Here is a 13,678-nt window from a genome sequence, read left to right on the forward strand (position 1 = left end):
CTGGAAGATTAAAAGCTGCAACCGATTCTGATACTTCAGCTGAAACATCTATGGTTAATAAATCATTAGGTTTATATCGAATATCAAAATCATTACTCAATTCACTTTGGTTATCACTAGTGATTGGCTCATCCTGAAAATAAACAAGTTCTTTTCTGCTGCCACATGACGACAATAAGACTAATGTCACGACTAGTATTAAATAATGTAAAGGCTTTGTATTGTAGGTCATAATTTATTGATAAGATTGATTATTTTTTTGAATCTAACACTTCAAATTTAGAATTATTAGAAATATATTCTGGTAGTATTTGTTTAATTAAAGATACAACTTCTAAGTTTTGCACTTTTGAGTTTACCAAGCATAGATTGGCAATTTTATCTGAAATATCTTCTGCATCAATGGCTTTGGTTTTAGCAATCATGATTTTTTCATGATAGGTAGGTCTTGTTTTTTCACCATCAGCTAAAAGTTCTTCATATATTTTTTCTCCTGGTCGTAAGCCAGTTATTTTAATATCTATATCTTCAGGATAACGCAGGCCAGATAAAATAATCATGTTTTTTGCTAGGTCGAAAATCTTAACAGATTCTCCCATGTCAAAAACGAAAATTTCACCACCATTACCCATTGTTGCAGCTTCTAAAACTAATTGACACGCTTCAGAAATCGTCATAAAGTATCTTGTTATATCTTCGTGAGTTACGGTTAAAGGACCTCCAGCATCAATTTGTTTTTTGAATAAAGGAATTACCGATCCGTTGGAACCCAATACATTTCCAAATCGTGTGGTTATAAATTTTGTTTGGCCTTTTCCTTGAAGGCAATTCACGTAAAGCTCAGCAATACGTTTGGTTGCTCCCATTACATTTGTTGGGTTCACTGCCTTATCTGTTGAAATAAGTACAAATTTATTGACACCATGTTTTACAGCCAGATTAGCCATATTTCTTGTGCCTCGAATATTAACACTTACAGCTTCGTAAGGATTGTTTTCCATTAATGGCACATGCTTATAGGCAGCAGCGTGAAAGATGATTTTTGGTCTGTAGATATTAAACAAACTTTCCATTCTCACTTTATCACGAACATCTGCAACAATAGCAATAAAGTTTTTAATGCCTTTTTGGATAAACTCTTGTTGAAGTTCATACAGCGCAGATTCAGCAGTGTCAATGAGAATTAATTTCTTATAAGCGTAGTTTGTTGCTTTTCGAGCAATTTCACTACCAATAGATCCAGCAGCTCCAGTGATAAAAATAATTTGATTTTCGTATTCGTGAACTAAAGCCGGATTAATAATAGAAATTGGTTCTCTTCCCAGAAGATCTTCAATTTTAACATCTTTTATTTGTCCGACACTCAAATCACCATCAATCCATGTTTGAACAGGAGGAACGATTTTAACTTTTAAACCTAATTCAAATAAAATACTGGAAATTTCAAGTAATCTGCCTGGTTCAATATTCTGTATAGAAATAACAACTTCTTCGATAGCTTGTTTTTCTATAAAATCTGGAGTTATCTTTTTTAAACTGTAAACGTATAAGGTGTTTATTTTTTTTCCAACCTTTCGATCATTATCATCAATAAAGGCAACAACTTCATGACTGTTTTTTGGGTCATTGGTGATGGCATCATACGTAAGCATACCTGAACTTCCTGCACCATAAATCATCACTCTTTTTTTGTTTTTAAAATCTTGCATTACGTGGTTATACATAGATTTTATAAAGAGTTTAAAGCCAATAATAAATAAGATATTGAGCATTAAGTGAATGTAAATCACTGATCCGGAAATGTTGAAAATGCTTTCGTAATTAAGTTTTCTACTTAGAAACGTTGAAACAATAAGAATCGTTGCTAAGATATTTACTCCAATAATAATATTTACAACATCTTTGAACCCTGTAAATCGTACTACGCCTTTGTATGAACCAACTAATAAAAAGCTTATAAATGCTGCAAGAAAAACAAACGGAATTTGTTTTAGCATGACTTCAATATCAAAGTCAATCTTAAAGTTAAAACGGATGATATAGGCAACGACAAACGTAAACGCTACAACGATAAGATCGAATAGCATTACCAGCCATTTGGAAGCATATTTTTGCGATATGTTTTGAAGTTGACGTTTAATCATGCTCTAAAATACGTTTTTATTGCAGAAATCACTCTATTCAATTCATTTTCAGTTAAGTTTGATCCACTAGGCAAACATAAGCCTTTTTTGAATAAGTCATCTGAAACACCGTTCAAATAACTAGGGCACGACTTAAAAACAGGCTGTTGATGCATAGGTTTCCAAAGTGGTCTTGATTCTATATTGTACTCTAAAAGTTTTAATCTTAGACCTTCTCGAATAGTTTCTGAAGGTGTTAAGATACAACTCAACCATCGGTTAGAGTAAAACCCTTCAGGTTCATTCAAAAATGAAATTTCATCTATAGCGCTTAATTGCGTTTTGTAAGTTTCAAAATTGTATCGTCTTGCTTCAACACGATCATCTAAGACTTCCATTTGTCCTCTGCCAATTCCTGCTAAAACATTAGATAATCTGTAATTGTAACCAATTGAAGAATGTAAATATTCAACAGCATTATCTCTGGCTTGAGTAGATAAAAATACAGCTTTCTGCTTTATGGATTCGTTTTTAGTTACTAAAGCTCCACCACCTGAAGTTGTTATGATTTTGTTTCCATTAAATGAAAGAATAGCAATATCACCAAATGTTCCACATTTCTGGTTCTTGTAAGAGCTTCCTAGTGCTTCAGCGCTATCTTCAATTACAGGAATATTAAAATTTTTAGCAATATTGTGAATTTCATCAGCCTTATATGGCATTCCATACAGATGAACCGCTATTATAGCTTTCGGTTTTTTTCCTTTTTTAATTCTGTCTTGTATAGCAATTTCAAGGGTTTCCGGACACATATTCCATGTGTCTGCTTCACTATCAACGAAAATAGGAGTAGCGCCTTGATATACTATAGGATTGGCTGAAGCTGAAAATGTTTTACTCTGGCATATCACTTCGTCGCCTTCTTTCACATTTAATAAAATAAGAGCAAGGTGAAGTGCAGCAGTTCCTGAACTTAAAACAGCAACATGAGAATCTTCTTTAAGATAATTTTGAAGGTCGCTTTCAAAACCATTAACATGAGGTCCCAGAGGAGCAATCCAATTGGTCTCAAAAGCATTGTTGACATAAGATTGTTCTTTTCCACCCATATGTGGAGATGACAACCATATTTTAGAATCCATAATCAAATTGTTAAGTAGTAAATTAATTACTATTCAATATTATTGTTAAGTGAGGGATTTGGGTTTGAAAGTTCAGGTGTACACAAGAACATTCATTGATAAAGATGCATCAATCCACTTTCACTAACCAAATTATCACGATAAATAGCAAGTTTATACGATATATATGTCATTATGACCTTATTTGAATAAAAAATATTGGCCCTATTTTCGTGTTCTTTTTAAATTTTTTAAAATTGTTTTTATTCCACAAGTAAAAATATATACATTATATTACATTTGTCCTGTATTATGAATGAAAGCTAGATTTAATTAATGAAACAAAATCCATTTACATCAACCAGTTTTGTTACTGTGTGGTCTAAACACTTTAATGGATCTAAGTTATCAAAATCCTTCGATTTTATTTCAGGTGTGCAGTTTTTAAAGCATTCAATTCTACCACTTTATATTAATATTGGAAAAAACTTAACTAAGGGTATCTTTTATGAGTTGCATACGTCAATTACAGATTATAAAGGAAAAACATTCTTAATTTATGATGTTCCAGACTATTTTAATGTAAGAGAACTAGCAAGGGATAACCCATCGTCACTTCGTTTAAAAAAAGTGTTCCAATATCAAGGATTTCTAATGGATATTTCATCTTATACAAATCAAGATGAATACATTAATGCGCAATTTAGTTCAAAAAACCGAAGAGAGTTCAGGTCCAATCAAAGGCGATTGGAAGAGTGTTTTAATATTAAATATTCTTTTCTGCATGGAGAAATCAATGAGTCTGATTTTATCGAGGTATTTGATAGTTTCTACAGTCTTTTAAATAAACGTTTTGCGGGTAAACAGGTAAATTATCATCATTTGAGTCCTGAAAAATGGAATTATTATAAAGAACTAGTCTATGTGATGTTGCAAGAGAAAAAAGCTTCACTATTGATTATATACAGAGATGACACTCCAATAGGTGTGACTTTAAATTTTCATTCGGAAGCTATTTTATTTGAAACCATTACAGTTTTTGATCCTGATTACTACAAATTCAGTGTTGGAAAAACATCTATCATTAAATTGTTAGAATGGTGTTTTGAAAATAACTATAGCATATCAGATTTCTCTAAAGGCGATTTCGATTATAAGCATAAATGGAGTAATCTAATCTATGATTTTAATTACCATATTTTATACGATTCAAAATCAATCATATCAACACTTACAGCCAATCTAGTTGAAACCTTTTTCAAAACCAAACTTTATTTACGACGTAAAAAGGTTAATGAACTTTATAGAAAAGCTAAGTTTTTATTGCAAGGGAAACCTGAAGAGTCTTTTGAATATGAAGCGATTAAATTTGAAAAACTAGATGGTTTTGAAGCAAATTCCGGCCATTATCTGCCTATTGATTACAATATAGAAACGTACAGTTATTTACAACAATATGTCTATACGTTTGCTTTCGCAAATCCGGAACCTATTGACAATATAAAGGTTTACAAGACTTCTGAAAATGCTAAAGAGTATGTGATTTCAGGATCTAAAAAAGCACAACGAATTACGTTAAAGTAGGCGATTCTATTTCGAGCATTCTATCGCATTTAGAAAATAATTTTCCAGCGACATATTGGTTGTATTTCGTCACATCAGTATTGCCTTTTAACCATTCTATATAAATAGCTGTAGTATCAACTCCTGCTTCATGTGAAAACGGATAACCTCCTCCAAATCTTGGATTTAACTCCAATAAATAAAGTTCGTCTCCTGAAACAAAAACATCACAATCTAAGTTTCCAACATGCTTTAAATTTTTAGAGATGACTTTGCCAAGCGCTTCAAATTTTTCATCGATAACCGACACCGCTTTATCGGTTTCGCCAGAACGCATGTTTAATTTTTTTCTGACGAATGTTCCAAAATAATTACCCTCAAAATCATTCACAATGTCCATTCCAAATTCCTGACCATTCATTTTCTCCTGAATGAGAATCGCATTGTCTAAATCGTCTTCACTAGCTGTATTGAGAATAGATTTTTTCAATTTTATATGCTGAAGCCTAAACGCTAAATCTAATTCTTCTTCAGTTTCAGGAAAATCAATTCCTATTGAAGCGCTTCCCCAACGAGGTTTAACTACTAAAGGAAATTTAAGTGTTCCGTTATAGATGTCTTCTTTAGCTTTATTAAGAGACGTATAAGTTTGTGGTGTTTTTAAACCAATTTTTGATATGAAATCGAAGGTTTTCATTTTATCAAATGCAATGTCAATCACATCTTCATTAGAGATAATAACCTTAACTCCAGTGCTCTCAAGATCATTTTTATGCTTAGATAATATAGGTAACTCTAAATCATTTAATGATATAATGGCATCAATTTGATGTTCATTAACTATCGTTTTTAAGGCTGAAATATAAGTCGAGTCATAAATTCCAGGAACAATAATAGCAACATCTGCATCTACCATAGCAGGAGCAGAGGGACTCATATCTGCTGCAAATATTTTGCCCTGATCTTTTATAGCTTCTTTAAAGTAATTGATTAAATAATTACGTCGTCCTGCACAAGTAAAAAGTAAGTTGATACTCATTTATGTATTTTGGTTTGGTTCTGTGCCAGTAAAATCTGGTACGATATCATTATCTACACTATAAATTCCGTCTTTTTTAAAGACTTTATAGATGGTTAAAAATAGAATTTTTAAATCTAATGCAAAAGAAAGATTGTTCACATACCAAACATCGTACTCAAATTTTTGTTCCCAGCTAATGGCATTTCTTCCGTTTACCTGAGCCCAACCTGTAATGCCTGGTTTGATATTATGGCGTTGTTTTTGAAATGCATTGTATCTCGGCAAATATCGAATTAATAATGGTCTTGGACCAATAAGACTCATATCACCTTTAATGACATTTAATAACTGCGGAATTTCATCTAAAGAATATTTTCGTACAAAGATGCCAGTTTTGGTAAGGCGTTCACCAGGCGGAAGCAGTTCTCCATTAGCATCTTTTTTATCATTCATGGTTTTGAATTTTATGATTTTGAAAATACGTTCGTTTTTTCCTGGTCGTTCCTGAAAAAAGAAAGCAGATCCATTATTTTTAATCATCAAAATCAACCACGTCACAGCAAAAACAGGAAACAATAAGATAAAACCAATGCTGGCAGCAATAAAGTCCAATAGACGTTTTATGACGTTTCTGTAGAGTTTCATTAGTTTAGAGTTTGATAGGTTTTTAAAATTTCATTCCAGACAAATTCTTGTTTATAACGTTCTATAATTCGGCTTCTTGAATGTGCAATCATAGCTTGACGCTTTTCAGGATAATCGATCATAAACTGCATAGCATTTTCGATAGCCTTGGCATCTTTTACAGGAATAATCAAGCCATTTACATTATGTTCAATAATTTCATTGCAACCATTTATATTTCCAACGATACAAGGTAATTCCATACAACTTCCTTGTAACACAACATTTGGAAATCCTTCACGATAACTAGGAAATGTAAGCACATGAGAGATGGCGACGTAAGGTCTAATATCTTTTTGAACTCCAACAGCAATAATTTGTTTATTTCCTTTTATTAAGGCTTCCGTTTCTGGCAAAAGTGGATCTAAATGGTTTTCTCGAGGACCAACCAATAAGAGTTTGCAATTTTTATTTCTTTCTGAAAGCGTATCGAAAGCTGCAACCAATTCATTAATACCTTTATCTCTTACGATACGTCCTATAAATATAAAAACGATATCTTCTTCAGCGATATTTAATTCGTTTCTTAGATTATTTCTAACTTCTCCTGAAACCAAAGCAGCATCGTAGTGTTCGGTGTTAATTCCGTTTGAACTTCCGTTACCAATCACCTTTAATTTACTGGGTTTGGTGAATTTTTGATCTAAAATGATTTCCTCTAAACCAAACGAATTCGGAAGAATAAGCGTCGCACAACTGTAGGTGAATTTTTCAACTGCATTTAACAGCTTGCGCTTTTTTCCTGTAGCTTCCAATAATGGTAAACCAGCAATAGTGTGCAAACGATGCGGAACTCCAGCTAATTTTGCAGCAAGCATACCAACTGTTCCTGCTTTTGGTGTATGAGTGTGAACAATGAACGGTTTCTCTTTTCTGAAAAACTTGTATAACTGATACACAGCTTTCAAATCTTTAAAAGGCGTTATCGTTCGTGTCATTTCAACGACATGCGTTTTAATGCCTTCATTTTGTCTTACTTCGGCTAATGCATCTCCATCTCCTGATACACCAATGACTTCGAAATGATTACTCATAAATCGAGATTGTCCTTTTAAAAGTGTTCTTAAGGATGACGGAACTGTTGTTATGCGAATGAGTTTTTGCATTAGTTGCTAATGACCGACTGGTATAATTTTAAATGTTTTTTATAAACTGAATTGATATCAAATACACTTTTGTTGTCTTCGTAAAGCTGATTTGCTTTTTTGGTTGCATTATCATAATCTTCCATGACTGAAACCATGGCTGCATGAAAATTTTCAATCTCTGGAACAAAACAATTAGAAGGTTTAAAAAACTTCGGAATGCTACCAACAGGTGTTGTAATAATGGGAAGTTTGGTTGCTGAAGCCTCAATTAGCGAAATTGGTAATCCTTCCCAAAGTGAAGGCATAATCATACAATGCGCATTAAACAATTGCTGTTTGACATTTTTTTGAAACCCTAAAAGTTTAATATACTTTTCGAGATTATCGGTTTTGATTAGAGATTCTAATTCGTCTTTCATATCACCATTTCCAGCGACACGTATTTCGAAATTTGTGATGCCTTCATTCAGTAGTTGTTTGGCTAACTTAGGAAGAACTAATGGGTTTTTTTGCTCTTCAATACGACCTAAGTACAGAAATTTGAATGTTTCAGAAGTACTGAATGTTCGCTCTTTATCTAACTTAAATTTCTCGAAGTCTACACCATTAGCAATAACTTGTATTTTTTTTAAATACCATTTGGTAGCATCTTCACTAAAATTTATATCGATTTTTCGGAAGGCTTTAGTGAAAAACAAGAACCATCGTCTGTAGATTTCTTCCACCAGAATATTATGAAGTGTAAATACAATCGGGACTTTTCTAACAAATAATTTAAAGTAAATTCCGATGACTAATGCATGAAACATGTGGCAATGCAAAACGATATTATCATAGGAAGATAAAACCTGCTTCATTTGTTTTATTCCATTAAAGAAACCTTTAGGAGAGTTGATTCCTAAGAAGTGGTATTTTAAATTGTTTTCAGCAAACTTATATGCAATCTGGTCGTTATTTGTGATAGCTAACACAACAGTATCAATTCCGTCTTCATGACTTTTCTTAGCCATTTCAAGAATCATATGTTCGGCACCTCCACCTCCTAAACCAATATTTAAGTGTACTATTGTCATTTGCTCTTAGTTAGATTGTGCAATGTCTGAAAACAAATCTTCATATTTACTCAGAATAATCTTTTTATCAAATTTATCGGTTATAGATTTGCTTACAATCTCGGGATTCCATTGTTTTTTATATAAGGCTTCATTCAGGTGATTTAGATATTCTTCTTCATCATTAGCAATGAATCCGTTGATGCCATTTTGAATAATTTCTTTTGTTCCGCCAGGCGCAACAAAAGCAACAACTGGTGTTCCTACAGCGCAACTTTCCATAACTGCATTTGGGAAGCCTTCAACATATGACCCTTGAATAAAGACATCGCTTTTGCTTAAGTAATCAGACACATGACTTGTATATTTAATGTAAGTTACCTTATCCTCAAAATGAAGGGTTTTTATTTGCTCCATCAGGATTTCATACTGATTGCCTTCACCAATAATGGTATAATGCCAGTCGGTGTTTAATTTCGACAAAATATTTAATATTCGTTCATGACCTTTTTCAGGACTGAGTCTGCCAACTGTAATTAATTGTTTAACTTCATTGTTTAAAGGCGTTTTTACTTTAGCTTCAACTGTTAATGGATTGTTGATGATATGGATACGTTCTTTTGGAATGCCATGATCTTCATGCATATATGTCGCCATTTGTTCTGACTGACAAACAATACGATTTAAAAATTTTCTATAGTTTTTAAATAACCATACAAAACCGGTAACATGTGTACTTCGGTTGTATTGAGACATAATACTATTGATGCTAGCTTCTCTGGCTATGAATGTTGTTTTTCTTAAAAAGAAGGAGTAGAGTGCATGAAGTTTATTCACATGGCCAATAGATCCCATCACAATATCTGGCTTGTGCTTTAAAAAGTATAAAAACAGAGGCCTTGCGACTAACAACAAACGATCTTTGTCAAAATAATGAACCTTAGCATGCGATACATCAAAATCTGTTGATTCGGCTTTAGCAATGACTAGTAGTGTACAATCAAATTTGTCTTTGCTCATATTCTGCGATAAGAACGACATGATGCGTTGCGCTCCTCCAGCATTTAGAGCGGGCAAAACAAAACATATTTTTATTTTCTTTTCATTCATGGTCATGAATAGCGTTTACTATTTTGATATTTTGAGGAACATCAACAACTGATAAAAAACTGTAATTTATATCAGCTATATTTTGATGTTTGAGCGAGGGATATGTGAAAAAACACGTTGCCAAATGTAAATAAAAAATAGCAATTAAATAAAGCATCTTTAAATGTTGTAGGTATACGTGTACCATTTTTGAAAACAGAAATACGTCCAAACTTTAAACGTGTTATCTTGCTTACCTGATAAATGATTTTTAACCAGATTAACAATTGTATCAGAATTAAAAATAGCTTGTTGTTTTAAAAAGCTCAAATCAATGTAACGTTCCAATTCTTGTCTTAATCCTTCACGAAGCCAATCTCCAACCGGAACTCCGAAACCTTGCTTAGATTTTTCTAAAAAACCTTCAGGAAAATCGTCTTTAAAGGCTTCCTTTAAAATGTGTTTTTTACTCCATTTTTTGATTAAATACTCTTCAGGTAAAGTCATCGTGAATTCAAACAGTTCTCGATTTAAAAAAGGAGCTCTGCATTCTAGAGAATTCATCATGCTAGTTCTGTCTACTTTTACTAGCATATCGCCTTCTAAACTGATGTGCCTGTCTATCGTTCTAAAATCATTAAGCGATTTTGGTGAACTGATTTTCGTTTCAGCTTTGTAATAGTCAAAAACTGAAGGACTTTGAAAATCGGTATTTAAGTATTGGTTAATCTCATCATTTTGAAATCCGAGAGAAATAATTCCCCAATAATAATCGTCATCATAGCTAATGGTTTTGATTAATTTATTGAGTTTGTATTTAAAACCTCTGTTATCATCTTTCCGTTTCAGGAACGAATCTGAAAATTTATCAATTTGATTATGAAGCACTTTTGGAACGACATTAGTGTACTTCTGATTTAGTTTTCCGACGTAATATTTATTATAGCCACCAAAAACTTCGTCACCACCATCACCAGTTAGAGCCACTGTGACATTGGATCTCGTTTTATTTGAAACCAAATAGGTTGGGAGTGAAGACGAATCGGCAAAGGGTTCATCGAAATTTAAAAGAATGTCGTTGATATTGTGCTTTAAATCATTTTCGTTAATAATAAACTCGTGATGATTGCTTCCAATTTGATTTGCTACAACTCTTGATTTATCCGTTTCATCATAAGATGCTTTTTCAAACCCAATGGAAAACGTTTCAATTTTTGAATCATTGATTTCAGACAAACAAAACGACACGACTGAAGAATCAACACCTCCAGATAAAAATGTTCCTAAAGGCACATCAGCAATTGATCGAGACGCCACGCTATCAAAAACACGTTGTCTTACTTCCTTTTTAGCATCATTAAAAGATACATTAGAAGTCGTTTTTGGTTTTTCCTTATGAATCGTTTCTATGTTAAGTTCAAAGGTTTGAGTGTCATAAACGATATACTTATTGGCTTCAAGTTTATTTACGCCTTCATAAATGGTAAAAGGAGCTGGAATATAAGTGAGTTTGAAATACAGGTTTAAACCTTTTTTAGATATTTCTGGCTTATAATCTAATTGATTTACGAGCGATTTTAATTCTGAAGCCCAACATAGTTTATCTTTATTGTCTGTGTAGTACAAAGGCTTTTCGCCAAAGAAATCACGAGCAATAAAGACTTTATTCATATTTGCATCATAAATGCTAAATGCGAACATTCCATCTAAAAGTTTGAAAGCCTCAACACCTTTTTGTTCGTATAGTTTTAAAATGACTTCGGTATCGCTGTTGGTATGTAATTCAACACCATCAATGATTAACTGCTCTCTGAGAAGTTTGTAATTATAAATCTCTCCATTAAAAACAATAACGATGGACTTGTCTTTTGAATAAATGGGCTGCTGACCTGAGCTTAAATCTATAATAGATAAACGTCTCATTGCCATTCCTAATGCGAAGTTTGTACCTGAGAAACTAAATGTACCATCTTCATCAGGACCTCTGTGAATGATAAGATTATTCATTTTAGTGAGTGCCTGTTTTACAGCCTGATCATCTTTAGACGATTTGTATAATATGCCATTTATTCCGCACATAACTTTCTATTTAATTGTTAAGCCTTTTCCCTGTACATTCAACCATTGTTTAAGCACGATTAATTTCCAGATTAAAGGATATCTGTTCCATGAACCATCCATGTGCTGTTTGATCATGAATTTTACATTTTCAATATTAATATTCGGAATATTTTTAAGGCTCTCATCATCAAGTTCACTTAAAACATAATCTTTTAAATCCTCTCGAAACCACCTTGAAAAAGGGATTGCAAAACCTGCTTTCGGTCTGTCGAAGAATTCTTTAGGTGCATATTTATAAAGCACATCTTTTAAAATTCGCTTTTGATTGTTGCCTTGAAATTTGTAATCAGTTGGCAAAGATCTGGCGAATTCAACAATGTTAAAATCCATTAAAGGCGATCTGGCTTCCAAAGAATACGCCATTGTTGCACGATCGACTTTAGTATTAATGTCGTAATTTAAATAGGTTTTTAGGTCAAAGTCTGAAATGCGTTCCAGCAGATTCTTATGAGAATGATCTAAATAAAATTTATCATCAATATCTCTGAATTGTTCAGCATCCTTTACATAAGACAAATTAATGCCAGTCATTACGCTTAAATAAGCGAGATTTCTATTCTTGGCTTTAAGTCCTTCAGCAACAATTTTTAATTTATAATTCGGAACATGTTTTAAAATATTTGAAGATAACTTTCGGATTGGATACGGAATGTCGTACAATTTACTTTTAGTTCTAGCCCAATTGTATCGACTATAACCTAAGAAACTTTCATCACCACCATCACCTGAAAGCGCCACAGTGACTTGTTCTTTTGTGTGTTTGGCAAGCAACATAGAAGGTATTGCTGATGAATCGGCAAACGGTTCATCATAGTAATGCGAAAAGTTTTCAATAAGATTTAAGCCTTCATTATAATCACAATGAATGACATTATGATCGGTTTCTAAGTGGTCTGCAACGGCTTGCGCATATTGACTTTCATCATATTCAGCATCATTAAATTTGACAGAAAACGTTTTAACTTTAGCATTAGAACTTTTAGTTGCAACTGCAGCAACTGCTGATGAATCGATGCCTCCAGATAAAAATACGCCAACAGGAACGTCTGCAAATAAACGCATTGAGACAGCACTGTGAAGTAAGCCATCTAAAGTTTCTTTGGCCTCATCGTAACTTCCTTTGTATTTAGTTTCGCCTTTGTAATCAATATCCCAATAGCAATTTGTTGAGAGTTTACCATTAGAAATCGTATATGTAAATGTATGTCCAGCCTTTAATTTTTGTACTTCGTTTAGTATCGAATACGGATCTGGAATATGTCCCCAAGTTAGATAATAACCAATCGCTTTTTTAGAAATGGATAAGTTATCATTATACATCTGAATGGATGATAACTGGCTTGAAAATTCAAAATCGGTTCCATTATGATAGTAGTAAAATGGTTTTTGTCCTAATCGGTCACGAGCTCCAAAAAGTATTTGTTTTTTTTCATCGTAAATCACGAAGGCAAACATGCCATTGAAATGATTGACACATTGTTCACCATATTCTAAATAGGCAGCACACAAAACCTCAGTATCACTAGATGTTCTAAAGGTGTAACCTTTTTCAATTAAAGTCGTTTTTAAATTTCTGAAATTATAGACTTCACCATTAAACACAATATGGATATGATCATAATAGGTAAACGGTTGATCTGATCTTGGATCTAAATCGATAATCGATAATCTGTTATGTCCAAACGTAATGGTGTTATCGTTTTTAGTGTACGATTGCCAACCCATTTTGTCAGGACCTCTAAAAGCAGTTCGCTTCAGTTTATCCTTGACTTGGTTTTCAGAGTATGTTATGGTTGTTCCGTATATTCCACACATA

The 13,678-nt window shown here is 32.9% G+C and carries 10 protein-coding genes and 1 pseudogene; 1 reads left to right on the forward strand and 10 read right to left on the reverse strand.

Going from position 1 to position 13,678, the window contains the following annotated elements:
• The 3 genes and pseudogenes from TD18_RS03920 to TD18_RS03930 form a co-directional block, all read right to left on the reverse strand.
• Window positions 1–232: pseudogene (locus tag TD18_RS03920) on the reverse strand (polysaccharide biosynthesis/export family protein); the annotation flags it as partial.
• A gap of 19 nt (window positions 233–251) precedes the next feature.
• A complete protein-coding gene (locus TD18_RS03925; protein WP_040248811.1) occupies window positions 252–2,144 on the reverse strand; it encodes a polysaccharide biosynthesis protein in 1,893 nt (630 codons plus the stop codon).
• On the reverse strand, window positions 2,141–3,265 hold the full coding sequence (locus TD18_RS03930; RefSeq protein ID WP_040248814.1) for a DegT/DnrJ/EryC1/StrS family aminotransferase: 1,125 nt from the start codon (window positions 3,263–3,265) through the stop codon (window positions 2,141–2,143). Before TD18_RS03930 ends, TD18_RS03925 begins: the two co-directional genes overlap by 4 nt.
• Before the next feature lie 315 nt (window positions 3,266–3,580).
• Between TD18_RS03930 and TD18_RS03935 the strand changes: the two genes are divergently transcribed.
• Entirely contained in the window at window positions 3,581–4,828 is a 1,248-nt protein-coding gene (locus tag TD18_RS03935; RefSeq protein ID WP_052461033.1) for a GNAT family N-acetyltransferase, read from the forward strand.
• Here TD18_RS03935 and TD18_RS03940 read toward each other — a convergent pair.
• From TD18_RS03940 to asnB (TD18_RS03970), 7 genes are all read right to left on the reverse strand, one after another.
• Window positions 4,815–5,846: an ATP-grasp domain-containing protein gene (locus TD18_RS03940; RefSeq protein ID WP_040248817.1), complete on the reverse strand. Its 1,032-nt coding sequence runs from the start codon at window positions 5,844–5,846 to the stop codon at window positions 4,815–4,817. The two genes, TD18_RS03935 and TD18_RS03940, sit on opposite strands and share 14 nt — an antisense overlap.
• Window positions 5,847–6,473, reverse strand: a complete 627-nt coding sequence (locus TD18_RS03945) for a sugar transferase (RefSeq protein ID WP_040248822.1) — start codon at window positions 6,471–6,473, stop codon at window positions 5,847–5,849.
• Window positions 6,473–7,618 (reverse strand): glycosyltransferase family 4 protein, encoded by a 1,146-nt coding sequence (locus tag TD18_RS03950; protein WP_040248825.1) that lies wholly within the window; start codon window positions 7,616–7,618, stop codon window positions 6,473–6,475. The genes TD18_RS03945 and TD18_RS03950 overlap by 1 nt, the downstream gene beginning before the upstream one ends.
• On the reverse strand, window positions 7,618–8,673 hold the full coding sequence (locus tag TD18_RS03955; RefSeq protein ID WP_040248828.1) for a glycosyltransferase: 1,056 nt from the start codon (window positions 8,671–8,673) through the stop codon (window positions 7,618–7,620). Before TD18_RS03955 ends, TD18_RS03950 begins: the two co-directional genes overlap by 1 nt.
• 6 nt (window positions 8,674–8,679) lie before the next feature.
• Complete coding sequence (locus TD18_RS03960) at window positions 8,680–9,762, reverse strand: glycosyltransferase (protein ID WP_040249716.1); 1,083 nt, start codon at window positions 9,760–9,762, stop codon at window positions 8,680–8,682.
• Window positions 9,763–9,921: 159 nt separating this feature from the next.
• Complete coding sequence (gene asnB, locus TD18_RS03965; protein ID WP_040248831.1) at window positions 9,922–11,820, reverse strand: asparagine synthase (glutamine-hydrolyzing); 1,899 nt, start codon at window positions 11,818–11,820, stop codon at window positions 9,922–9,924.
• Between the two features lie 6 nt (window positions 11,821–11,826).
• Entirely contained in the window at window positions 11,827–13,677 is a 1,851-nt protein-coding gene (gene asnB / locus TD18_RS03970; protein WP_040248834.1) for an asparagine synthase (glutamine-hydrolyzing), read from the reverse strand.
• Window position 13,678 lies beyond the last annotated feature (1 nt).

It is taken from the genome of Psychroserpens mesophilus, from assembly GCF_000826645.1.
GTDB lineage: Bacteria > Bacteroidota > Bacteroidia > Flavobacteriales > Flavobacteriaceae > Psychroserpens > Psychroserpens mesophilus.